Annotated in this window: 21 protein-coding genes; 12 read left to right on the top strand and 9 right to left on the bottom strand. The window is 64.8% G+C overall.

What is annotated here, in order from left to right; all coding sequences use genetic code 11:
- Positions 1 to 63 precede the first annotated feature (63 nt).
- The 11 genes from ccoN (at position 64) to thiD (ending at position 11,365) form a co-directional block, all read left to right on the top strand.
- Positions 64 to 1,686, top strand: a complete 1,623-nt coding sequence (gene ccoN / locus QZ409_RS15270) for a cytochrome-c oxidase, cbb3-type subunit I (RefSeq protein ID WP_296713071.1) — start codon at positions 64 to 66, stop codon at positions 1,684 to 1,686.
- A 10-nt stretch (positions 1,687 to 1,696) separates the two neighbouring features.
- A complete protein-coding gene (gene ccoO / locus QZ409_RS15265) occupies positions 1,697 to 2,431 on the top strand; it encodes a cytochrome-c oxidase, cbb3-type subunit II (protein ID WP_296713015.1) in 735 nt (244 codons plus the stop codon).
- 8 nt (positions 2,432 to 2,439) lie between these two features.
- Positions 2,440 to 2,589, top strand: coding sequence for a cbb3-type cytochrome c oxidase subunit 3 (locus QZ409_RS15260; protein ID WP_283366219.1), 150 nt, complete (start codon positions 2,440 to 2,442; stop codon positions 2,587 to 2,589).
- A gap of 3 nt (positions 2,590 to 2,592) precedes the next feature.
- Positions 2,593 to 3,462: a cytochrome-c oxidase, cbb3-type subunit III gene (gene ccoP, locus QZ409_RS15255; RefSeq protein ID WP_296713011.1), complete on the top strand. Its 870-nt coding sequence runs from the start codon at positions 2,593 to 2,595 to the stop codon at positions 3,460 to 3,462.
- Between the two features lie 312 nt (positions 3,463 to 3,774).
- Positions 3,775 to 5,253 carry a cytochrome c oxidase accessory protein CcoG gene (ccoG, locus tag QZ409_RS15250; RefSeq protein WP_296713007.1) on the top strand — a complete coding sequence of 493 codons (1,479 nt, stop codon included), beginning with the start codon at positions 3,775 to 3,777 and terminating at the stop codon, positions 5,251 to 5,253.
- 33 nt (positions 5,254 to 5,286) lie between these two features.
- Positions 5,287 to 5,790 (top strand): FixH family protein, encoded by a 504-nt coding sequence (locus tag QZ409_RS15245; protein WP_296713005.1) that lies wholly within the window; start codon positions 5,287 to 5,289, stop codon positions 5,788 to 5,790.
- Between the two features lies 1 nt (position 5,791).
- A complete protein-coding gene (locus QZ409_RS15240; RefSeq protein ID WP_296713002.1) occupies positions 5,792 to 8,068 on the top strand; it encodes a heavy metal translocating P-type ATPase in 2,277 nt (758 codons plus the stop codon).
- Positions 8,069 to 8,095: 27 nt separating this feature from the next.
- The gene (gene ccoS, locus QZ409_RS15235; RefSeq protein WP_296713000.1) at positions 8,096 to 8,248 is read left to right on the top strand and encodes a cbb3-type cytochrome oxidase assembly protein CcoS; all 153 of its coding nucleotides are present in this window, start codon (positions 8,096 to 8,098) and stop codon (positions 8,246 to 8,248) included.
- Entirely contained in the window at positions 8,245 to 9,441 is a 1,197-nt protein-coding gene (locus QZ409_RS15230) for an MFS transporter (protein ID WP_296712998.1), read from the top strand. The genes ccoS and QZ409_RS15230 overlap by 4 nt, the downstream gene beginning before the upstream one ends.
- Before the next feature lie 209 nt (positions 9,442 to 9,650).
- The gene (locus tag QZ409_RS15225; protein ID WP_296712996.1) at positions 9,651 to 10,550 is read left to right on the top strand and encodes a TonB C-terminal domain-containing protein; all 900 of its coding nucleotides are present in this window, start codon (positions 9,651 to 9,653) and stop codon (positions 10,548 to 10,550) included.
- Between the two features lie 8 nt (positions 10,551 to 10,558).
- The gene (thiD, locus tag QZ409_RS15220) at positions 10,559 to 11,365 is read left to right on the top strand and encodes a bifunctional hydroxymethylpyrimidine kinase/phosphomethylpyrimidine kinase (protein WP_296712994.1); all 807 of its coding nucleotides are present in this window, start codon (positions 10,559 to 10,561) and stop codon (positions 11,363 to 11,365) included.
- Between the two features lie 131 nt (positions 11,366 to 11,496).
- On the opposite strand, the gene QZ409_RS15215 is transcribed toward thiD, so the two are convergent.
- Both QZ409_RS15215 and QZ409_RS15210 read right to left on the bottom strand, forming a co-directional pair.
- Positions 11,497 to 12,345 (bottom strand): NlpC/P60 family protein, encoded by an 849-nt coding sequence (locus tag QZ409_RS15215; RefSeq protein WP_296712993.1) that lies wholly within the window; start codon positions 12,343 to 12,345, stop codon positions 11,497 to 11,499.
- Between the two features lie 56 nt (positions 12,346 to 12,401).
- Positions 12,402 to 13,811: a leucyl aminopeptidase family protein gene (locus QZ409_RS15210; protein WP_296712990.1), complete on the bottom strand. Its 1,410-nt coding sequence runs from the start codon at positions 13,809 to 13,811 to the stop codon at positions 12,402 to 12,404.
- 149 nt (positions 13,812 to 13,960) lie between these two features.
- On the opposite strand from QZ409_RS15210, the gene QZ409_RS15205 reads away from it, so the two are divergent.
- Positions 13,961 to 14,791 carry a tetratricopeptide repeat protein gene (locus tag QZ409_RS15205; RefSeq protein WP_296712988.1) on the top strand — a complete coding sequence of 277 codons (831 nt, stop codon included), beginning with the start codon at positions 13,961 to 13,963 and terminating at the stop codon, positions 14,789 to 14,791.
- 78 nt (positions 14,792 to 14,869) lie between these two features.
- Here the strand turns inward: QZ409_RS15205 and QZ409_RS15200 are convergent, their stop codons facing one another.
- From QZ409_RS15200 to cpaB, 7 genes are all read right to left on the bottom strand, one after another.
- Complete coding sequence (locus QZ409_RS15200) at positions 14,870 to 15,844, bottom strand: type II secretion system F family protein (protein WP_296712986.1); 975 nt, start codon at positions 15,842 to 15,844, stop codon at positions 14,870 to 14,872.
- A 33-nt stretch (positions 15,845 to 15,877) separates the two neighbouring features.
- Positions 15,878 to 16,864 (bottom strand): type II secretion system F family protein, encoded by a 987-nt coding sequence (locus tag QZ409_RS15195; RefSeq protein WP_296712985.1) that lies wholly within the window; start codon positions 16,862 to 16,864, stop codon positions 15,878 to 15,880.
- Positions 16,865 to 16,882: 18 nt separating this feature from the next.
- Complete coding sequence (locus QZ409_RS15190; protein ID WP_296713069.1) at positions 16,883 to 18,325, bottom strand: CpaF family protein; 1,443 nt, start codon at positions 18,323 to 18,325, stop codon at positions 16,883 to 16,885.
- Between the two features lie 57 nt (positions 18,326 to 18,382).
- Positions 18,383 to 19,633 (bottom strand): AAA family ATPase, encoded by a 1,251-nt coding sequence (locus tag QZ409_RS15185; protein WP_296712984.1) that lies wholly within the window; start codon positions 19,631 to 19,633, stop codon positions 18,383 to 18,385.
- A gap of 3 nt (positions 19,634 to 19,636) precedes the next feature.
- Positions 19,637 to 20,386 carry a CpaD family pilus assembly protein gene (locus QZ409_RS15180; protein ID WP_296712982.1) on the bottom strand — a complete coding sequence of 250 codons (750 nt, stop codon included), beginning with the start codon at positions 20,384 to 20,386 and terminating at the stop codon, positions 19,637 to 19,639.
- Between the two features lie 80 nt (positions 20,387 to 20,466).
- Positions 20,467 to 21,918 carry a type II and III secretion system protein family protein gene (locus QZ409_RS15175; protein ID WP_296712979.1) on the bottom strand — a complete coding sequence of 484 codons (1,452 nt, stop codon included), beginning with the start codon at positions 21,916 to 21,918 and terminating at the stop codon, positions 20,467 to 20,469.
- A 48-nt stretch (positions 21,919 to 21,966) separates the two neighbouring features.
- On the bottom strand, positions 21,967 to 22,776 hold the full coding sequence (gene cpaB / locus QZ409_RS15170; protein WP_296712977.1) for a Flp pilus assembly protein CpaB: 810 nt from the start codon (positions 22,774 to 22,776) through the stop codon (positions 21,967 to 21,969).
- Between the last annotated feature and the right edge of the window lie 18 nt (positions 22,777 to 22,794).

The following is a 22,794-nucleotide window of genomic DNA, read 5'->3' as shown; positions in this document are numbered from 1 at the left end:
TGGGGCGAAAACATGGCGCAAGCAAGTTCAATATCCACGGCGTCGCCATCGGGCGGCAAGAAAATGACGATCGGCGAATTGCTCGGAATCGTCCTCTCCTTCGCCGGCGCCTTCCTGGCGCTGTTCATCGCGTCGAAGGCCTACACCGCCGCTTACGCGTTCCACATGTTCGTGTTCGCCCTTGCTGGCTTCGGCTCGGCGTTCCTGATCTTCAAGAACTACACCAACCGCCCGGCGGTCATCCCGCAGGAGATCAACGGTCGGCCGAACTATCAATATGGCCCCATCAAATTCGCCAGCCTTGCGGCGGTGTTCTGGGGCATCGCGGGCTTCCTGGTCGGCCTTATCGTCGCGCTGGAGCTGGCCTATCCAGATCTGTCTTTGGGCCTCCAGTGGATCAACTTCGGCCGCTTGCGCCCGTTGCACACCTCGGCCGTGATTTTCGCCTTTGGCGGCAACGTCCTGTTGGCGACATCGCTCTACGTCGTGCAGCGCACCTGCCGCACGCGCATCGCCGGCGAGCTCGCGCCCTGGTTCGTCATCCTTGGCTACAACCTGTTCATCGTCATCGCGGGCACGGGCTATCTGCTCGGCATCACGCAGGGCAAGGAATATGCCGAACCGGAATGGTACGCCGACCTCTGGCTGACCATCGTCTGGGTTGTTTACCTGCTGATCTTCCTGGCGACGTTGTGGAAGCGCAAGGAGCCCCACATCTATGTCGCCAACTGGTTCACCCTGGCGTTCATCGTCACGATCGCCATGCTGCACCTCGGCAACAACGCCTCGGTGCCGGTGTCGCTCTTCTCGCCGAAGTCCTACATCGTGTGGTCCGGCGTGCAGGATGCGATGTTCCAGTGGTGGTATGGCCATAACGCGGTCGGCTTCTTCCTGACCGCCGGCTTCCTCGCCATCATGTATTATTTCGTGCCCAAGCGCGCGGAGCGTCCGGTCTATTCCTACCGCCTGTCGATCATCCACTTCTGGGCCCTGGTCTTCATGTATATCTGGGCCGGTCCGCACCATCTGCACTATACGGCGCTGCCGGACTGGGCGCAGACGCTGGGCATGACCTTCTCGATCATGCTGTGGATGCCTTCCTGGGGCGGCATGATCAACGGCCTGCTGACGCTGGCCGGCGCCTGGGACAAGCTCCGCACCGATCCGGTCCTGCGCATGCTCGTCGTGTCGATCGCCTTCTACGGCATGTCGACCTTCGAAGGTCCGCTGATGTCGATCAAGGTGGTCAATTCCCTGTCGCATTACACCGACTGGACCATCGGCCACGTGCATTCCGGCGCCTTGGGCTGGGTCGGCTTCGTCTCCTTCGGCGCCCTCTACTGCCTGATCCCCTGGGTGTATAATCGCAGGCTTTACTCGCTGAAGCTCGTGAACTGGCACTTCTGGATCGCGACCATCGGCATCGTGCTCTACATCACCGCGATGTGGGTGTCCGGCATCCTGCAGGGCCTGATGTGGCGCGCCTATACCTCCAACGGCTTCCTTGAATATTCCTTCATCGAATCCGTCGAGGCCATGCACCCCTTCTACGTGATCCGCGCGGCAGGCGGCGGGCTGTTCCTCATCGGCTCGCTGATCATGGCCTATAACTTCTACAAGACCCTTGCTTCGCCTGAAGAGGTCGAAGCCCCCGAAGCCAAACCCGCGCTCGCGCCGGCCGAGTGAGGAGCTGTCCATGTCCATGTGGAAACATCACGCAATCTTCGAAAAGAACAGCCTTGTCCTGCTGGTCGGCATTCTCATTGTCGTGGCCATCGGCGGTCTGGTCGAAATCGGTCCGCTCTTCTATCTGAAGAGCACGATCGAAACGGTCGACGGCGTGCGGCCCTACACGCCGCTCGAGCTCGCCGGCCGGAACATCTATGTCCGCGAGGGCTGCTATCTCTGTCACTCGCAGATGATCCGGTCGCTGCGCGACGAAGTTGAGCGCTATGGCCATTACTCGCTGGCCGCGGAATCGAAATATGATCATCCGTTCCAGTGGGGCTCCAAGCGCACCGGTCCCGATCTCGCCCGCGTCGGCGGCAAATATTCCGACGACTGGCAGCGCGGCCATCTGAATGATCCGCGCTCGGTGGTTCCGGGTTCGGTCATGCCGCGCTACGGCTTCCTGGCTGAGACCCCGCTCGACTTCGCCCATATCCAGGAGGATATGCAGATTCTGGCGCTCGAAGGCGTTCCTTATACGCCGGACCTGATCGCCAAGGCCAAGGCCGACGTCAAGGCGCAGCTGAGCCCCGACGATCCGTCCGTCGCCGATCTGGTCAAGCGCTATCCCAAGGCCGTCGCTCACGCGAGCCTGGGCGGCGAAGCCGGCCCGACCGAACAGGACGCGCTGGTCGCATATCTCCAGATGCTCGGCACGACGGTTGACTTCAAACTGTTCGACGCAAAAGCCAACTGGCGCTGAGGGGCGATATGGACTTCGAAGCCATTCTCGGACCGCTGAAATTATTCAGCCTGCTATCGGTCATCATCGCATTCGTCGGCGTCGTCGTCTTTGCGCTGTGGCCCTCCAAAAAGAAAAGCTTCGACGAGGCCGCCCGCCTGCCGCTGAACGAGGATTGAACGATGGTTGACAATACGCATCAAGACATTGACGCGGCCACGGGTACGGCGACCACGGGCCATGAATGGGACGGCATCAAGGAGCTGAATACGCCGCTCCCGAAATGGTGGCTCTATATTCTCTACGCCACCATGGTCTGGGCCGTGGGCTACTGGTTCCTGTACCCCGCGATTCCGCTTCCCGGCGGCCATACGGCCGGTTTGCTCGGCTGGACGTCGCGCGGCGCGGTCACGGCAGATCTGCAGGATCTCCAGGCTCAGCGCGCGGCCATGGTCGGCCAGCTGAACAAGTCGACCCTGCAGCAGATCGCCGCCGATCCGAAGCTGGCGGAATTCGCCCGCGCCTACGGTCGCTCGTCGTTCGGCGTGAACTGCGCGCCGTGCCATGGCTCGAATGGCCAGGGTTCGGTCGGCTATCCCAATCTCACGGCCGACCGCTGGCTGTGGGGCGGCAAGCTCGACCAGATCAGCCAGACGATCACCCATGGCGCCCGCTCGGGCGATGCGGACGGCCATGAAGGCAATATGCCGGCCTTCGGCAAGGACGGCATCCTGACCAAGGACCAGATCGGTCAGGTCGCGGCCTATGTCGTCTCGTTGTCGACGCCGACCACCGCGGACGTCTCCGCCGGCAAGAAGGTCTTCGCCGAGAATTGCGCGCCTTGCCATGGCGACAACGCCAAGGGCAATTCCGACGTCGGCGCCCCGAACCTGACCACCAAGATCTGGCTCTATGGCGGCGACAAGGCGACGATCCAGGAAACCCTGACCAATGGTCGCGGCGGCCATATGCCGGCCTGGGGCTCCAAGCTCGATCCGGCCACGATCAAGGCCCTTACGGTGTACGTCCACTCGCTGGGCGGCGGCCAATAACGACAGCGGGCGCGGAGCGGCGGTCATAGCCCGCTCCGCGCTCATTTTATTCCGGGCGGTTTCTCTCGCGCTGACCTGAATTGGCCAAAAAAGGCCGCAAAATGCTCTGAATATGGCCGCTTCCGGCCGGTTTCAGCCAGGTGGAAAGCCGAAGCTGGCCGAAAAACCGAAAAACGCGGCGATTGGCCCCGCAATCGACCTGCGACAAATTCGCGCGCAATTTACTCGACTCCGACTGCGGGCTTCGGCTTATAAGGGGGAAGATGCGCCGCGCCCCGACCGGAGCGCGGTCAAGCTTTTCGAGATGGCGAGATGAGCGCGATTCCAGGTTTGGGTCTCAAGAAATCTGCCGCCCTAGCGGCGGAAGGGAGCGAAGGCGAGCTTTACGAGGCCCGCAAGCAGATCTATCCGCAAAGCGTTTCCGGCACGTTCCGGAACATCAAATGGGCGCTGCTCACCGTCGGAATGCTGGTTTATTATTTCCTGCCTTTCGTCCGCTGGGACCGTGGGCCGGACCTGCCTTCGCAGGCCGTGCTGGTCGATCTCGCCAACGGCCGCTTCTATTTCTTCGGCATCGCGATCTGGCCTCAGGAAATTTATTATTTCACCGGACTGCTGATCCTCGCCTCCTTCACCCTCTTTCTGATGAATGCGGTCGCCGGCCGCATCTGGTGCGGCTATCTTTGCCCGCAGACAGTCTGGACCGATCTCTTCCTGCTGATCGAACGCTGGACCCAGGGCGACCGCCGCGACCGGATCAAGAAATCCAAACAGCCCTGGTCTCTCGAAACCGTCACCGAAGCGATCCTCAAACATTCGCTCTGGCTGATGATCGCCTGGTGGACCGGCGGCGCCTGGGTCCTGTATTTCGCCGACGCGCCGACGCTGGTGAAGCAGCTCGCGACCTTCCAGGCGCCCGCGCAGGCCTATATCTGGATCCTGATCCTGACCGCCTCGACCTATATCCTCGCCGGCTTCGCCCGCGAGCAGGTCTGCATCTATATGTGTCCATGGCCGCGTATCCAGGCGGCGCTGACGGACGAATACGCCCTCAACGTCACGTATAGGGTGGATCGCGGCGAACCGCGCGGCTCGCTCAAAAAGGCCAAGCTGCTGCGCGCGGAAGGCAAGCCCGCGGGCGATTGCGTCGATTGCGAGCAATGTGTGGTGGTCTGTCCGACCGGCGTCGATATCCGGGGAGGCCTGAATATGGGCTGCATCCAGTGCGGCCTTTGCATCGACGCCTGCGACAATGTCATGAAGAAGGTCGGCCGCCCGACCGGCCTTATTGGCTATGATACGGACGATAACGTCCGTCGTCGCGCCGAGGGGCTTCCGGCGCTCAAGCCGCAGATCATCCGCCCGCGTACGCTGGTCTATGTCGCGCTCATCGTCGCCGTTTCCGCCGCGATGACCTATTCCTTCGCGACGCGCCGCAGCCTAGGCGTCGACGTCATGCATGACCGCAATCCGATCTTCGTGAGCCTGTCGGATGGTTCGGCGCGCAATGTCTATACGGTGCGCGTGCTGAATCCGAAGGGCTTCGAGCGCAATTTCAAACTGTCGCTGGTCGGCCTGCCGCAAGGCAAGCTGGCGGTCATGGGCGAGCCGGTTGGCGACGAGGCCGGCGTGCCGGTCACCGCGCCGCCGGATCAGACGCTCGAATTGCGCGTGACCGTCACCGTACCGCCGGATGTCAAACTGCCGCAAAGCACGCCGATTCAGATGATCCTGACGGATGTGGCGACCGGCGAGGCCGTCAAAAAGGCGGATTATTTCAAGGCGCCCTGAGCCGCATCTGCTCGGGCGAGAGGACAGGCGATGATGAAGGAAGAAAGCGACTATCGGCCGACGGGCCGGGTCTTGACGGGCCGCATGGTGCTGTTGATGCTCGCCGGCTTTTTCGGCGTGATGCTCGTCGTCAATTTCATCTTCGCGACTTATGCCGTGAAGACCTTCAGCGGCCTCGATTCCGACAACCCTTATGACTCCGGCCTCGCCTATAACAAGGAAATCGCGGCGTCCAAGGCTCAGGCCGAACTCGGCTGGACGGTCGATCTCAACCGAGCGCCGGACGGGAGCGCGACCCAGGTCGCGGTGACGGTCAAGGACAAGGCGGGCCAGCCGATCACGGGTCTGGACGTCGGGCTGCATTTCTACTTCCCCGCGACCCGCAAGCTCGACCATCAAGTTTCGGCTTCGCCGGTGGCCGATGGCGTCTATTCCGGCTCGGCGCCCTTGCAGTCGGGGCGCTGGGACGTCGAAGTGACTCTCGTGCGTAATGGCGAGCGGCTGTTCCGTTCGCGCAATCCCCTGATCGTCGAGTAAAATGGCCGCCTCGCCCGATTATTCGCATTTCGTGAAGACCGATGCGGACGGGCGCTCGCGGCTCGATCTGGCCATAGACGGCATCACCTGCGCCGCCTGTCTCGACGATATCGAGACGGCGATGAAGCGGTTGCCCGGCGTCATGCTGGCGCGGCTCAACCTCACCAGCCACCGTCTCGCCGTGACCTTTGACGCCGCCAACATCGACGCCGGCCGCCTGACGGGCGCTCTGGAGTCGATCGGCTATCGCGCCTATCCCTATGAGCAGCGCCAGGTCGAGGCCGACGAGGCGGCGCGGTTCTCGATGCTGTTGAAATGTCTCGGCGTCGCTTTTTTCGCGGCCATGAACATCATGCTGCTGTCGATCTCGGTCTGGTCGGGCGAGGCGACGTCCATGCCGCCCGAGACGCGCGATTTCTTCCATCTCCTTTCCGCCCTGATCGCCCTGCCGGCCGCGGCCTATGCGGGCCAGCCCTTCTATTTCAGCGCCTGGACTTCGCTGCGGCAGGGCCGCCTCAACATGGACGTGCCGATCACCATCGGCGTCTTTCTCGCGCTGGGCCTGTCGGTCTATGAGACGCGGCATCACGCCGAGCACGCCTATTTCGATTCGGCGATCATGCTGCTCACCTTCCTGCTCGCTGGCCGCGTCATGGATCAGGCCATGCGCCGCAAGACCCGCGCGGCCGCCGGCAATCTCGCGGCGCTCAAGGGAGAAAACGCGCTGCGCTTCACGCCCGGCGCGGGCGAAGCAGAGGATAATCTCACGCTGGTCCCCGTCGCGGCGCTGGCCGAGGGCGACCGGGTGCTGGTGCGCGCCGGCGAACGCGTTCCGGCGGACGGAATCATCGAGCAGGGCGCGAGCGCGGTGGACGAAAGCGCGATCACCGGCGAGACGCTCGGCAAGCCTGTGACCCTCGGCGATAATATTTATGCGGGCTCGATCAATGGCGAGGGCGCGCTGACCGTTCGCGTGACGGCGGCGGGCCATTCCTCGCTGATCGACGAAGCGGCGCGGCTGATCGACGCCGCCGGCGCCGCGCGCTCGCGCTATATGCGGCTCGCGGACCGCGTGTCGCGGCTTTATGCGCCCGTCGTCCATCTCACGGCGCTGACCACCGGCCTGACCTGGTGGGCTTTCGGCGCCAGCGCTCATGATGCGCTGGTGATCGCGATTTCCGTGCTCATCATCACCTGCCCCTGCGCGCTGGCTCTGGCCGTGCCAACCGTACAGGCCATGGCCTCGGGGGCTTTCTTCCGCGCTGGCCTGTTCGTCAATGACGCCGCCGGACTGGAAAAGCTCGGCGAGGTCGATCACGTTATTTTCGACAAGACCGGCACGCTCACCTTGCCCGAGCCGCGCGTCGCCAATGCGAAGGAGATCACGCCAGATCTGCTTGAGCTTGCGGGGCGGCTGGCCCATTCCAGCAGCCATCCGCTGGCCCTCGCGCTCGCCCGTTCTGCCCGCGCTGCCGCTCCGCTGGCCGATGTGCGCGAGACGCCGGGGCAGGGCGTCGCGGCGCCTTACGGCGATGGCGAGGCGCGCTTGGGCTCGGCCGCCTTTTGCGGCGCGACTTCGCCAGGCGGCGAAGCCGACGCCAGCGCTATTTTCATCCGGCAGGGCGAACGCTGGGCGCGCTTGCTGATCCGCCAGACCCTGCGGCCGGACGCCGGCAAGGTTGTCGCGCATCTGCGCGAAAAGGGGCTGAAAATCGCGATCCTTTCGGGCGACCGCCCCGAGGCCGTGGCCCCCATAGCGCGCGAATTGGGCGTCGAGACCTGGCGCGGCGGCTTGAAGCCGGCGGAAAAAATCGCCTTCATCGAGGATCTGGCAAGCAAGGGCGCGAAGGTCCTGATGGTCGGCGACGGCCTCAATGACGCGCCCGCGCTCGCCGCGGCCCATGCGTCGATCTCGCCGATCGACGCCGTCCATCTCACCCAGACCCAGGCCGACGCCGTCTTTTTGGGCGAAAGGCTCGCGCCCGTCGCGGCCGCGCTGTCCATCGCGGATCAGGCGCGCAGGCTGATGCGCCAAAACCTCACGCTCGCGATCGGCTATAATTTCATCGCCGTGCCGGTGGCCATGGCGGGGCATGCTTCCCCGCTCTTCGCCGCTCTGGCCATGTCCGGCTCGTCGATCCTGGTCACGCTCAACGCGCTGCGCTTGCGCGGGCCGGGCAAAGGGGTCAATCTCCTGTTGCAAGAGGCGCGGGGCGCAAGCCCCTCGGCGCCGAGGCCCGGCGCGCCGCCCGCGGCCGCCGCCGCCTCCTCCGCCTGAAGCGCGGAAACTCAACGGATTTGCGCGATGAACATCCTGATCATTCTGATCCCCGCCGCGCTCGCCCTGGGCCTTGTCGCCCTCTATGGCCTGTTCTGGTCGCTCAAGCGCGGACAATATGAGGATCTCGAAGGCGCCGCCTATCGCATTCTGCAAGACGACGATATCGAGAAGAAATGACCGCCTTCGACCGCCCGGCGCCCGAGAGGGAGTCCGCAGACAGGATTGACGAGACCCCTGCGGCGCGCGCGGGCCGCATGGCTTGTTTCTGCCCGCCCGGCGCCCCCGCGCCCGGGGCGACGCTTGACGCCGGACGCTGGAGCCCAGGTGTCGCGACGCTCGCGGCGGGCTTCGCACTCTCCGTGCTCTCGCAAAGCCTGACGCTTGGCGTGCTGCCGCTGGCGGGACGGCTACTGGCGCCCCATCCGCATCTCATGGCGGCGCCCTATGTGGCGATGCTGCTCGGCGCGGCCACGGCGACCTTTCCCGCCTCTTTCCTGCTCGACGCTTTCGGACGGCGCGCGGCTCTTGCGCTCGGCGCAAGCCTCGGCGTGGCTGGTGGCCTGATCATGGCCTGGGCGCTCAGCGCCAATCTGTTCGCCCCCTTCTGCCTCGGCGCCTTCTGGCTCGGCGTCGCGCAGGGCTTTTCGCTGTTCTACCGCCATGAGGCCGCGCTGGGCGCGACGCCTGCCGAGCGGACGCGCGCTGCGATCATCGTGTTCGGCAGCGGGGCTTTCGCGGGTCTGGCCGGTCCCGCTTTGGCCTATGTCGTGGCGCAAGCCGCGCCGGCCTCGCTCTTCGCCGCGACGGCGCTCGCCGCCGCGCTCGCGCAAGTGCTTGTGCTCGTTCTGGCGGTCCTGACCACGGCGCGGGCGCCGGTGCTGCCGCGTCAGCCGGCTCGGGCGGAAAGGCGTCCGGACTGGCGCGCCTTTGTCGCGCCGACCCTTTTGGCGGGACTCGCCTGGTTCGGCATGACGGCGGCGATGGTCGCCGCGCCGGGCGCCATGGCGGGCTGCGGCATCGGCGTTCCGGTCGTGTTCAGCGCCATTTCCTGGCATGTCGTCGCCATGTATGCGCCGGCCTTTTTCACCGGCCTCGCCGCGCGCCGGATCGGCGCCCAGACAGTGACCGCACTCGGCCTCGCGCTGATCGCCGCCGCCTGGGTCATTGAAGCTTTCGCCAATGATTATTGGCGTTTCGCGGCCGCCCTGATCGTCGTGGCCATCGGCTGGGGCTTCGCCACGGCAGGGGCTTCATTGCGCCTCTACGCCCGCGCCCATCCCTCGCGCGGCATGCTGGCGGCGCATGACGCGATCCTTTTTCTCTCGGCCATCGCCGGGGCGATAGCCGCCGCCGTCTGGGCGCATCCATAAGGATTCCGCAAGCGCGAGACATTCCACCCTTGCCGCTCTTGCCGCGCTGCGCGTTACGCCCCCTGTCCGTCGCCGCCATGGCGGCGTCTTTCCGGGCGTTGGCGCAAAGAGCGTTTTGATTCTCTTTTCCGAGCGCGAAGGCCAAACCTGCCTCTGTCTGCTATAGAACGAAAACTGACCCCCTAGCTCATCCCCGCGCCGACGGATTCATGCAACTCGCCGCCTCGAACGAACAACGTCTGCTTGAGCAACCGCCGCGCGCGCGGGGGGCGGACCGACGCCGCGTAGGTTTGATCGTGCTGGCGTGCCTTTTCGCCCATGTGGCCGTGATTTCGCTTTTCGTCCGATTCGACAGGCCGGCGCTCCTTGTGCGGACGGAGGAGGAAAGTGCTGTCGAAGTCATCGTCGAACCGCCGCCCAAGGCGCCGGACCCGGCTCCTCCTCCGGAGACCGCCAAGGACCGCGAACAGCCGATGAAACAGGCCGTGCTGGACGAGAAGGAGGCGACGGACGCGCCGCGCGCCAGTGAGGAAAAGTCCGAAAAGGACGTGCGCGCGGAGGCCCCGCATGCCGCACAGGCTGCGGCGAAGGCGGATCCGGCGGCAACCGCGCGCAAACAGGTCAATCCGGAACAGGCCAACGCCGCCGAGCGATCGGCGCAACAGCCGAAGAACGATCAGGCCGAGGGCGATCCTCGCCCCGAGGCGCCGGAACAGACGAAAGCGCAGAAGGACGCGCCCGCGCCGGAAAAGCCCCCAGAGCCGGCGACGCCGAGCTTCGTTTCGTCGAGCGACGCGCTTGCCGCGGCCTTGCGCTACGCGCCCGTCGGCGGCGGAAATGCGGAAGCGACCTATCTTTCCACGGTATACGGCCTTGTCGCCCCTCGTCTGAACGTGCAGAAACTTATCGCGGGGCGCCCTCATACAGCGGGCGAAATCGTCTTTGCGATCGATTATGGCGGCGCTTTCGTCGGCGGTAAACTGACCAAGTCGACCGGGCTCCGCGATGTCGACGCCGCCGCTTTGGCGGCGCTGCGCGCGGCCGGACCCTTTCCGTTGCCGCCGACTGGAGGCGGCCTGACCCTGAGTTTCAAATTCGGGGGCCAATAGGAGTTTCCATGACCTCCATCGCCAAGATCCTTTCCATCGCGGGCTCGGACCCTTCTGGCGGCGCCGGCGTGCAGGGCGATATCAAGACCTTTTCCGCGCTGGGCTGTTACGGCATGGCGGCGGTGACGGCGTTGACCGCGCAGAACACGCTCGGCGTGCAGGGCGTGCAGGTGGTCGCTCCCGAATTCGTTGCGGCGCAGATCGAATCGGTTTTTTCAGACATTGCGGTCGACGCCGTGAAGATCGGCATGATCGGCTCCGTCGCCAATGTCGAGGCCATCGCCGCGCAATTGCGGCGTTTCAAGCCTGTCAATATTGTGCTCGATCCGGTGATGGTCGCCACGGGCGGCCATAGTCTTGGCGGCGAGGAACTGGTCGGGCCGATCCGCGAACAGCTGTTTCCGCTCGCTCGGCTGGTGACCCCCAATCTGATCGAGAGCGCCTTGCTTGCGGGCGACCGCATGCCGGAAGCGCCGGACGAGATGCGCGCGATCGCGTTGAAGCTTCATGCGCTCGGCGCGGCCGCCGTCCTTGTCAAGGGCGGCCATCTGCCCGATGGCGCGGCTTACGATCTGCTCTATGACGGCGCGGAATTCACCGAATTTTCCGCGCCGCGCGTGGCGACGCGCAACAATCACGGCACGGGCTGCGCCTTGTCCTCGGCGATCGCGGCGCGGCTGGGGCAGGGGGCGGAGCTGAAACAGGCCATCGCCGACGCCAAGGCCTTCCTCAGCGGCGCGCTTGAAGCCGGAAAGGCCTTCGAGATCGGGGCCGGACATGGCCCGCCGCAGCATTTTTTCGCACTTTGGCGGTAAAAAGCGGCAGTAATACCAGGCCTCACAGGTGAGAACCTGTGAGGTCTGGTTAGGCGCAACTGCGCCGCCGAGCATATGCGAGGGATTCCTTGACCGCGATGAGTCGCGGTCAAGGAAAAACAGTATAAGGATCAGACCCGTCTGATCGCCGTGATGTCCGAGCCATTATTGGAGCGAACGCGGTCGCGCACGGCCGAAAGCAATTCGCTGGCGACCGTCATGCTATGGGCATTGGCGTGAATCAGCAGGTGCTCGTTCTGCATGATGCCGACATGGCCAGGCCAGAACACCAGATCACCGCGACGCACGCCGCGCAGGTTCTCCCCGACATTGGCGAGGCGGCCGAGTTGGGTCTCCATCATGTCGGTGTCGCGCGGGGCCGCGACGCCTACCGCCGAGAGCGTCACCTGGACGAGGCCTGAGCAGTCGATCCCGACATCGGTCTTGCCGCCCCAGAGATAGGGCGTGTGGAGGAACATTTCGGCCAGCCCGACGAAATCGCTCAGCGGCCTGTTATTGGGCGCCAGATGGCGCGCGAAAATGAAGCCGCCGCTATGGGTTTCGGCGAAATTGTCGGTGGCGGAGACGATATGCACTTCGGCGTTGAAGGGCAGGGCGTCGAGGGGCGGCGACTTGAGGTCCGGCGCCGAATAGACGAGCGTGTGGCGCGAGCGCACGCGGTGGTTGGGCTTGGCGATCCGGTCGGTGAGGGCGTGGGATTCGACATAGCCGACATAGCGGTCGCGGTCGAGCTGGCACCAGCTCCAGCCGTTCTTGTCCTCATAGACGAGCAGCGTCTCGCCATGAAGCGCCTGGGTGTCGGTCGCGGCCTCGTCGGACGGGGAGCGGCGCAGGTCCGCATAGGAGGCGCTGACCTGCATGCGGCGGCCGGGAACATAGGCCTGCGCCTGCACGGTGTCGCGCAGATGTTCCGCGGCGAGATCGGGCCGCGCCGGCGTCAGTCTCTGGTCGTAATTCAATTTTTCACTCCCGCCTGCCCGTCGGCGCAGACCGGAAAGGTTTTACCCTTTCCGGGTTACCGAAGCTTTGCGGCGCCGAATTTCTCGCGCGCGAGGTTAAGGATGAGCCGCGCCGCCTGCACCTCGCCGCCCTCCGGCCTGCCGGGCCGCGCGGCGGGGGTCCAGCCATAAACGTCGAAATGGACCCAGGCCTTGGCTTTGGCGACGAAACGGCGGAGGAACAGGGCGGCCGTGATGGCGCCCGCCATGCCGCCTGCCGGCGCATTGGTCAAATCGGCGATCTTGCCGTCGAGCTTCGCATCATAGGCGCTCCAGAGCGGCAGCCGCCAGACTGGATCATTGACTGCGGCCCCGTGGCGGGCGATGTCGGCCGCCAGCGCGTCGTCATCAGTGAAGAAGGGCGGCAGGTCCGGTCCGAGCGCGACGCGCGCGGCGCCGGTGAGCGTTGCGAAATCGATCAACAGCTCCGGCGCGTCCTCGTCCGCGAGCGCCAGCGCGTCGGCGAGGATGAGGCGGCCTTCCGCGTCGGTGTTGCCGATCTCGACCGTCAGGCCCTTGCGCGAGGGATAGACGTCGCCGGGCCTGAACGCCTCGCCGGAGACGGAATTCTCGACGATGGGGATGAGCAGCCGCAGCGACGCGTCGACATCCGCCGCCATGATCATGGCCGCCGCCGCCAGCGCAGTGGCCGCACCGCCCATGTCCTTTTTCATCAGGCCCATGGCGCTTTCCGGCTTGATGTCGAGTCCGCCCGAATCGAAACAGACGCCCTTGCCGACCAGCGCCAGCTTGCGCGCCCGCTCCGGCTTCCAGCGCAATTCCACGAGGCGCGGCGCGCGCGGCGAGCCCTTGCCGACGGCGTGGATGAGCGGGAAGCCTTGTTCCAGCGCCTCGCCTCGGACGACCTCGACGCTCGCGCCGAAACGCTCCGCAACGGCGCGAATGGCGGCTTCCAGCTCGTCGGGGCCGAGATCATTGGCCGGCGTGTTGATGAGGTCGCGTCCCAGGGCGATGCAGCTGGCGATGGTCTCGATCGCGGCGGCGTCAATTCCTTCAGGCGCGAGCAGGCGCGGGGCTTCGCGCGGGTTCTTGTAGCGGGCGTAGAGCCGTCCGCCGAGAAGGACGGCGAGCGCGGCGAGATCGGGCCGGACCGGCGGTGAGGCGAAGCGATAGGCGCCGGGAGGCAGCAGGCCCGCCAGCGCGCCAAGCTGGAACGGATCGGCCTGGGCGCTCCCATCAATGAAGAAGATCGCGCCCGGCCGGCCTTCCGGCGTCACAAACCAGAGCAGGCGGCCATTCTTGGCCTCGAATCCGGTCGCGGCGGCGAATCGCAGCGCCTCCGGCGGCAGATCCGGCTCCGCTTCCGGCGCCTTCAGCGCGGCGGTGAAAGCCTTGGCCTCGGCCAGCCAGATCGGGACGCAATCTTCCTCGGGCTTCGCGAAATTCAGTGCAGGCAAGTCAACCATCGAAAAAGGCGCTCCGTCCGGCGGCGCAGGGCCCTGAAGGCCGCGGCGCATTAACGCTCTATTAGTCTATTAACGCTCTATTAGGGTTAACGAAATATTCATTGCGACAGAAGCACGAAACGGCCTGTCCGGCTGAGGGAAAGCGGAACATGGGTGGAGCCTTCATCAAGCCGCGCGCGCTCGGCGGCGTCGCCATTGTCGCGCTGCTGGCGCTTTCGGGCTGCAAGACGATGAGCGTGGACGACATGACAGCCTCGATCGGGGCGCCGAGCAAGCCGGCTTCGTCCTCGCCGCAGGATCTGCGCGCCTTTTCCGAGCAATTGCAACAGCGCTACGAGGCCCATCCCGAAGACAAGAAGATCGCGATGGCCTATGCAAAATCGCTGCGCGCCCGCGATCTCAATGATCAGGCGGCGGCCGTGCTGCAGAATCTCGCGATCAAAAATCCGCGCGACCGGGAAGTCCTCGCGGCCTATGGCAAGGCGTTGGCCGACGCCGGCCAGTTGCAGCAGGCCCAGGGCGTGCTGGAAGGCGCCGATTCGCCGGACGACCCCAACTGGTCGGTCGTCTCCACGCGCGGCTCCATCGCGGACCAGCTCGGCGACCACAAGGCGGCGCAAAATTATTATGAAACCGCGCTGAAAATCGCGCCCGGCGAGCCTTCGGTTCTGTCCAATCTCGGGCTCTCCTACGCCCTTGCGCGCGATCTGCCGCAGGCTGAAAATGTGTTGCGCGAAGCCTCGTCGAGCCCGCGCGCCGACATGCGCGTGCGGCAGAACCTCGCCCTGGTGCTGGCCTTGCGGGGCAAGTTTCCGGAAGCCGAGCAGGTCTCGGAGCGCGATTTGCCGCCGCAGGAGGCCCGGGAGAATGTCGCCGCGATTCGCCAGATGATTTCGCAATCCAACGCCTGGCGCGATATCCAGACCGCATCGGCCGGCAAGAAGATGGAGCGGATGAACCTCGACGCCGCCGCGCGCTGACGGCGTTTCTCCTTCCTCCGCCAAATAAAAAGGCGGCCCGTTTTGCGGGCCGCCTCATTTTTTGGGACCGCGCCTTTTTCAGTAGTTGCGCGAGATCTGGATGGCCGCCGGCGTCAGGATGACGGCGAACAGAACGGGCAGGAAGAACAGGATCATCGGCACGGTCAGTTTCGGCGGCAGGGAGGCCGCCTTCTTCTCGGCTTCCATCATGCGCTGGTCGCGCGATTCCTGGGAGACGACGCGCAGCGCCGTGCCGAGGGGCGTGCCGTATTTCTCGGCCTGGACCAGCGATGTGACGATGTTCTTCACGCCATCGAGGCCGGTCCGCTTGTAGAAATTATCATAGGCTGTGCGGCGGTCGGGCAGATAGGACAGCTCGGCCGTGGTCAGGGTGAATTCCTCGGCCAGCGGGATGGAGCGCACGCCAATTTCCGTGCTGACGCGCCGGAAGCTCTGTTCGATCGACATGCCGGATTCGACGCAGATCAGCAGCAGGTCGAGGGCGTCCGGAAAGGCGCGCCTCATGCTGAACTGTCGCTTGGAAATATTGTTGGCGACGAAGATTTCCGGGCCCTTGAACCCGGCATAGGCCACGCACATCACGATCGACAGGCGCATCATGAAGGTCCAGTCGTTTTCGACCAGGACGAAGGCGTAGAGCGCGCCGACCAGCAGGAAGGTGATCGGCGTCACGAGCCGGAAGAACAGGAAGCCGATTTCGGCCTGCGGGCCACGATAGCCCGCCATTGTCAGCTTGGCCTTGGCCTGATCCGTGCCGAGCCATTTTGACAGGCTGAACCTGTCGACCACGTCCTTCATATAGGCCTTGGGCGTCTGGCGCAGCTTGCCGGCGTTGCGGTTCATCAGCTTTTCGCGCTCGCGGGCGCGGATGCGCTCGCGCTCCGAGGCGACCAGCTTCATCCGGTCCTCAAGCTTGTCGCCTTCGAGCACGGGCAAGCCGATGGAGATCAGGCTCGCGACGGTAAAGACGCCCACGAGCAAAGCGAACAGGGTCTTCTGATCCGAAAGTTTTTCGATGAGCAGATTCAGCATCGCGGGCAGCCTTGCTTGGTCCCGCGCCCGACGTCAGATGTCGAACGCAATCATTTTCTGCATGATGAAACAGCCGAGGCCCATGACTGCGGCGCAGACCGCCAGGACGACGCGGCCGGTGTCGGTGATCCACAGCAATTCGATGTAGCGCGGGCTCGTCAGATAGACGAGCAGGCCGACCACGATCGGCAGCGCGCCGATGATCATTGCCGAGGCCTTGGCCTCGGAGGAAATCGCCTTCACCTTGTCGCGCATCTTCTTGCGTTCGCGCAGCACCCGCGACAGATTGGTCAAAGCTTCCGCGAGATTGCCGCCCGATTTCTGCTGGATGGCGATCACGATTGCGAAGAAATTCGCCTCTGGCGTGGGAATGCGCTGGGGCATGCGCTCAACCGCCTCGGCGATGGAAAGGCCGAGCGTCTGGGCCTCGACGATCTGACGAAATTCCGAGCGCACCGGCTCGGAGGATTCGGCCGCAATGATGCGGACGCAATCATTCAGCGGGAGGCCAGCCCTGACGCCGCGGATGATGACGTCGATGGCGTTGGGAAATTCGATGCCGAATTTTTTCATACGCCGGTTGGTGATGAATTTCAGGACGAAATTGGGCAAGCCGAAGCCGCCGATGACGACGCCCGCGAGCGCGACCGGGGCGCTGCGCGTAATGGCGAACAGCAGCAGGGTGACGACCAAGGCGGCCCCGGCGGAGCCGGCGATAAAATTCGTCCGGCTGATTTCGAGGCCCGCTTGCGCGATGCGGGTCTCCAGCGTGATCTTTTTCTTTTCCGCGTTGCGCTGCTCGAGCTCCTTGAGACTGTCCGCCACCTGCTTGCGGCGCGCGGTCGCGTCCACGACCCTTTCGGCGCCGGTCGGGCGGCGGCCGGCGGCTCGAGAAGTGATCTGGGCATGACGCTTTTCCGCCAGCGCCTCGCCCGTCAGATAGGGGAAGACGAAGATATAGAACACGCCGGCGATGGCGATCACGCAAAGGGCGATGATGAGAAGAGAGCGAAGGTCCATGGTTTCAGATCTCCGGCTTTATTCCCTGACTTCGGAAGCGTCGAGAGCGGCGGCGAGGCGTTCTTCCTCGCCGAAATAGCGCGCGCGGTCCCAGAAGCGCGGACGCCCGATGCCGGTCGAGCGATGGCGGCCCTTCAGCTTGCCGTTGGCGTCCTCGCCGACGATGTCATAAAGGAACAGATCCTGAGTGATGACGACATCGCCTTCGAGGCCCATCACCTCGGTGATATGGGTGATGCGGCGGGAGCCGTCGCGCAGGCGCGCGGCCTGGACGATCACGTCCACGGACGACACGATCATTTCGCGGATCGTGCGTGGCGGCAGGGCGTAGCCGCCCATGGTGATCATGGATTCGAGACGGCTGAGCGCCTCGCGCGGGGAGTTGGCGTGCAGCGTGCCCATGGAGCCGTCGTGGCCGGTGTTCATCGCCTGAAGCAGATCGAAAGCTTCAGGTCCGCGCACTTCGCCGACGATGATGCGTTCTGGACGCATACGTAGGCAGTTCTTGACGAGATCGCGCATCGTCACCGCGCCCTGGCCTTCGAGATTGGGCGGGCGCGTTTCCAGTCGCACGACATGCGGCTGCTGGAGTTGCAGTTCCGCGGCGTCCTCGCAGGTGATGACGCGCTCGTCGAGGTCGATGTAATTGGTGAGGCAGTTGAGCAGGGTGGTTTTGCCGGAGCCCGTGCCGCCCGAAATCAGCACATTGCAACGTACGCGGCCAATGATCTTGAGGATCTCGCTGCCTTCCGGCGAGATCGACCCGAAGCGGCAGAGCTGGTCGAGGGTCAGCTTGTCCTTCTTGAATTTACGAATGGTGAGAGCGGGCCCGTCAATAGCGAGCGGCGGAGCGATGACGTTGACGCGGGAGCCGTCGAGCAGGCGGGCGTCGCAGATCGGCGAGGCTTCGTCGACGCGGCGGCCGACCTGGCTGACGATGCGCTGGCAGATGTTCATCAATTGCGCATTATCGCGGAAGCGCACATTGGTGAGCTGGATCTTGCCGCTGACTTCGATGAAGGTGCGCGTCGCGCCATTGACCATGATGTCGGCGATGTCGTCGCGCGCGAGCAGGGGCTCCAACGGTCCATAGCCGAGAACGTCATTGCAGATGTCGTCGAGCAGGTCCTCCTGCTCGGAGATCGACAGCACGACATTCTTGATCGCGATGATCTCGTTGACGATATCGCGGATTTCTTCGCGGGCGTTTTCGGAATCGAGCTTGGACAGCTGCGACAGGTCGATCGCCTCGATCAGGGCGCCGAAGATCAGGCTCTTGGTCTGATAATATTCATCCGAACGGCGCACTTCGGGCGCTGGGGCCGGCGGCGGCGGCGCAGGCGCGGGCGTTGCGGGCATGGAGGGCGTCCCGGCGGGAGCGAAAACAGCCCCTCCGCTGGCGCTGGCCGGCGCCGGCGCGCGCGGCGCCGCGCTCTGATCGCCCGGGCGCTTTCCAAACATCGCCATTTCCGTGCTCCCTAAACTCTCACTTCACATCGGATGCGGATTCGGCTCTTTTCAGCCTTTGAAAACCGCCAGAAGCGGCGACAACAGGCCCTTGCGCTCCCGTTTGACCGCGCTGCGGCCGGTGACCAGGCGGGCGAGGTCGCTATAGATGGTCGCGACTTTCGCGCCGTCTTCGAGCTCCGCGATCATCTGGCCGTTGTTGGCGGCCGTGCCAAACAGTTTGGCGTCGAATTGCACGATCGCGGCGGGCTCCGCCTCTACCGCCTTGGCGAAATCGGCCGGCGAGATCTCGGGCCGCTTGGGCTGGCCGACGCCGTTCAACACGATGCGCGGCGCCGGATCGTTGCGGCGGGCGGCGCGAAGAGTATCGAGCAGGCTCTTGGCGTTGCGCAGGCTCGCGAGTTCCGGCGAGGCGACGATGATCGCCTCATCGGCGGAGGTCAGTAGCCGGCGCGACCATGCCGTCCAGACATGAGGCAGGTCGAGCACGATATAGGGCGTCGTCGCGCGCAGGATTTCGAGCAGGCCGTCGAAAGCGTTTTCCGGCATGTCATAAGCGCGATCGACCGTCGCCGGCGCGGCGAGGATAGAGAGCTTGTCGCTGCATTTGGATAGCAGGCGGTCGACAAGATTGGAATCGAGCCGTTCCGGCGAGAAGATCGCCTCCGCGATGCCCTGTGGCGGGTCCTGGTTGAAGTCGAGGCCGGTGGTGCCGAAGGCGAGGTCGAGATCGGCGACGACGGTGGCGCAGTCGAGGTCGCGCGCGATGGACCAGGCGAGATTATGGGCGAGGCAGGATGAGCCCACGCCGCCCTTGCTGCCCGCCACCGCGATGACGCGGCCCAGCGGCGATGCGAGATCATGATGATAAAGCGACGAGAGCGCGGAGATGAACTCCATCACGCCGAACGGTTCGACCAGATAGTCGCTGACACCGCGCGCGATCAGCTCGCGATAGAGCGTGATGTCGTTCTGCCGTCCGGCGACGATGACCTTGGTGCCCGAATCACAGAATTCAGCCAGCGCCTCGAGCTGCTCCATCAGGTCGGAGCGACCCGCGTTGGATTCGATCACGATGACATTCGGCGTCGGAGAGGTGCGATAGGATTCCACGGCGGCGCCGGAGCCGCCCATGTTCACCTTCACATGAGCTTTTTCCATGCGCCGGTCGTTTGCCGCCTCGGTAATAAGGCCGGCCAGTTCGGCCGTCTCGCAGAAGGCCTGAAGCGAAATCCGCGGCATAGGCGCGATTGACGCCGCGTGGTGGGAGTGAGCGGGGGGATCGAGAGACTCGCTGGCCATGACTCAGTTTCCTAAACCGCTGATATTGGTGTTTTGGGTGACCCAGGCCGTGCCGGGATCCTTGCCTTGACGCACGGCGTCGATGGCGCGGCCGAGCATCTTCGAATCGGGAGGCGTCTCGGCGGCGGGGCCGACGAGGTCGCGCGGATCTGCGACCTGGGCCGCCACCATCTGCTGCGTGGCGCAGCCGAAATTCCAGTATTCGTTGTTCTGCCAGCCGTTGACCGAACCGCCCGAGGCCAGGTCGTTTGGCCATTGTCCGCAACGCGAGGGCGTCTGCGCGACGATGGTGGAATAGGAGAGACGCACGGGCGCCGCGAGCGCCGGATTGGCCACCGGATAGGAGGAAACGCTGACATAGCCATGCGCGCCGCCAGCCGCGAGCGCCCTGCGCAGACCGGGCAGCGCGGCGCGCGCCTCGCCGCCGCTAGGCCCGCCCTGAGGCAAGAGGATGGCGATTTCGCCCGAGCCCTTGAGGCGATATTCCTGCGCGAATTGCTTGACCTGGGCGCGGGTCCGCGCATCCAGGTCGCCGGCGCGCACTTCCGGAAGCACTTCCAGACTCTCGCGGGCCTGCTTGAGTTCGATCGGATGGCGCGCCCGGTAGTCTTGCGGCCCGATCGAGCCGGTCACGACACGGTCCGCGCCGGAACAGGCGGCGAGCGGCGCGGCCAGCGCCAGTAGCGCGGGGAGCCTCCATTTCGCGGCGAGCAGCCGGCGGGCTTTGGTCCGAAGGGGGCGAAGGTGCGACATGATGTGTCCGTCTCGATCGTTGCGCTTGCCGGAAAACTTCGCTCCCGGCGCGTCCCGCTAGGGGGTGCGCCGGGCGCGGCTCAGTCGTGAATGAAGCCGACGCGGCCGTTGAGATGCCGTGCTGCTTCAGGATTGTCGGTGGTGGAATAAAGCTTGTTCACGCGGCCAAGCAGCCAGGCTTGCGGGTCGTTGGCGTCGGCGAAATTCTGGTCGGGCCGGGCGAGGGCGCTGGCGGGCACGGCTTTGACGAGATAGGGCGTGACGATGATCATCAGTTCCGTCTCCTTGCGCTGATAGTCGCGCGAACGGAACAGCTGGCCGAGGATCGGCAGGTTCATGACGCCGGGCGTGCCGTTTTGCGACTGGTTGGAGCTGGCTTCGATCAGGCCCGCCGTGGCGATCGAGCCGCCGGTGGGCAATTCGACCGTGGTGTCATGGCGGCGGGTGCGGAAGCCTGGAACCGTCGTACCGTTGATCTGGAAGGAGTTCGCTGGGTCAATGTCCGAGACTTCGGTGGCGAGGCGCAGCGAAATGCGGCCCGAGCTCAGCACGACCGGGGTGAAGTTCAGCGTGACGCCATACATTTTGTAAGTCACCGAGGCCTGGCAGCTCGTGGACGTTCCGGAGCCGGTGCAGGTGTTGCCTCCGGAAACCGGCACTTCGCCGCCGACGGTGAACTTGGCGCTCTCGCCCGAAGTGGCGGTCACGGTCGGCTCGGCGAGGGTGCGCGCGACGCCGTTGCGCTCGAAAGCGGTCAGCGTCTGGTTCAGCGACCAGGCGCCGCCGAACTTTGTCACGGTCTTGAGAGCGCCGTCCGTCAACGCGCCGCCATTGATCGCGAAGGGATTGTTCTGGGTGAAAGTGCCCCAGTTGCCGGCCAGCGTCGAAGCGGAAACGCCGAGCTGTTTGGCAATGTTGCGCTGGACTTCCGCGATGGTGACCTTGATCATCACCTGGTCGCGCTCCTTCACGGTGATGGCGTTGACCACCATGCCGGTTGCTGACGCCTGGGGCCCGCCGCCGCCAGCGTTGTTGATGCTTGCGATAAATCCTTTGGCGATGTCCATCGCGCTCTGCATGTCGGCGGCTGAATCGACTTCGCCGGTCAGAATGATGGAATCGTTGACGGTTCGCGCGACGATCTTGGAATTGGGCAATGCGGCGCGGATGATGGCTTGCATTTCCCCGATGTCGCGGCCGATCGAAAGCTCAAGCGTGGCGATGCGGCGGCCCTGTTTGTCCATGGCGTAAATTGTGGTCTGCCCGGAAGCCTGGCCGATGATGTAAATCTTGCGGGCCGAACGCACGACGGCGTTGGCGATCGCCGGGTTGCCAACAAAAATTTCTCCGGCGTCGGCAGGCAGGTCGACAATGATCGACTTGCCGACGCCCATGCTCACGCGGCGCGTCGAACTCGTCCCTTGAAGGGCGACGTCGTTGTCATAGGCCTGAGCGGGGCCCTGCATCGCCGGCGCGGCAAAGGCGAGCAACGCGACAAAACCTCCGACCAGCCTGGGGCGCATCATCTGCATCGTCTCTCACTCCTGGGCGGCGCCATTGCTTGGCGCTCCGCCGGTTCTTTATTTGCCGCGCGATTGGGTTGCGATGCCCGCGCGCACTACGGTGACGGCGCGGTTGCGATCTTCATGAGCGATCGACGTGGGACCGTCGGCCTGCTGGCTGTCCTGCATCGAGCGCAGCACCAGCGAGAGCTGGCCGATGCGCTGGGCGAGGACGATCGTTTCGGCCTGACGCGGATCGAGTTCCAGCGTCGCGGTCACGCCGGAAGCGAAAGGCTGGCCGCCCTTGTCCTGGGCGTTCTGGCCGATGGCGAGCACGCGGACATTGGTGACCAGCGTTTCGCTGATGAAGGCGTCGCCGGAGCCGGTCTTGGCGGCGTCCTCGTCGCGATAGGTGCGGAGCACATCGACGCGATCATTGGGCAGAATGAATTTGCCGGCGCTATTGGCGCCATTGTCGTCGATCGTGATCGCCACGGCGCGGAAGCCGGGGTTGAGGATCGCCGACAGGAAGCCTGAAGCGCCGCCCTTGAACAATTTCTCGCGGCGAATCGGCTCGCCCTGCAAGAAGGAGCCGCGCACGACCGAATCCTTGATGTCGTCCATCCCGTTCGGCGTCTCGGATTTGCGAATCACGCCCTGCGCCGATGCGTTCTTGGGCCAGTCTTGCCAGGAAAGGTCGGCGGGCTGGAGGACCGAACCGAAATTGAGCTCGCGGGCGGCGACCAGCACCTGCTCCGTGGCCGCTGGCGGCGGGGCCTGCACGAGGGGCGCGGGCGGCGGCGGCTCGGGCCGTGACAGCACGAGATAGGTTGCGCCGAAGCCGGACGCCAGGACGACGCCTAGAAAGATGAGCCGGGCTTTTTTCATGGCTGGTTCAACGGTCCG

Source organism: Rhodoblastus sp., from assembly GCF_019449565.1.
Taxonomy (GTDB): domain Bacteria; phylum Pseudomonadota; class Alphaproteobacteria; order Rhizobiales; family Beijerinckiaceae; genus Rhodoblastus.
The sequence above is the reverse complement of the archived record's forward strand: the minus strand, read 5'-3'. Positions and strand labels throughout refer to the sequence as shown.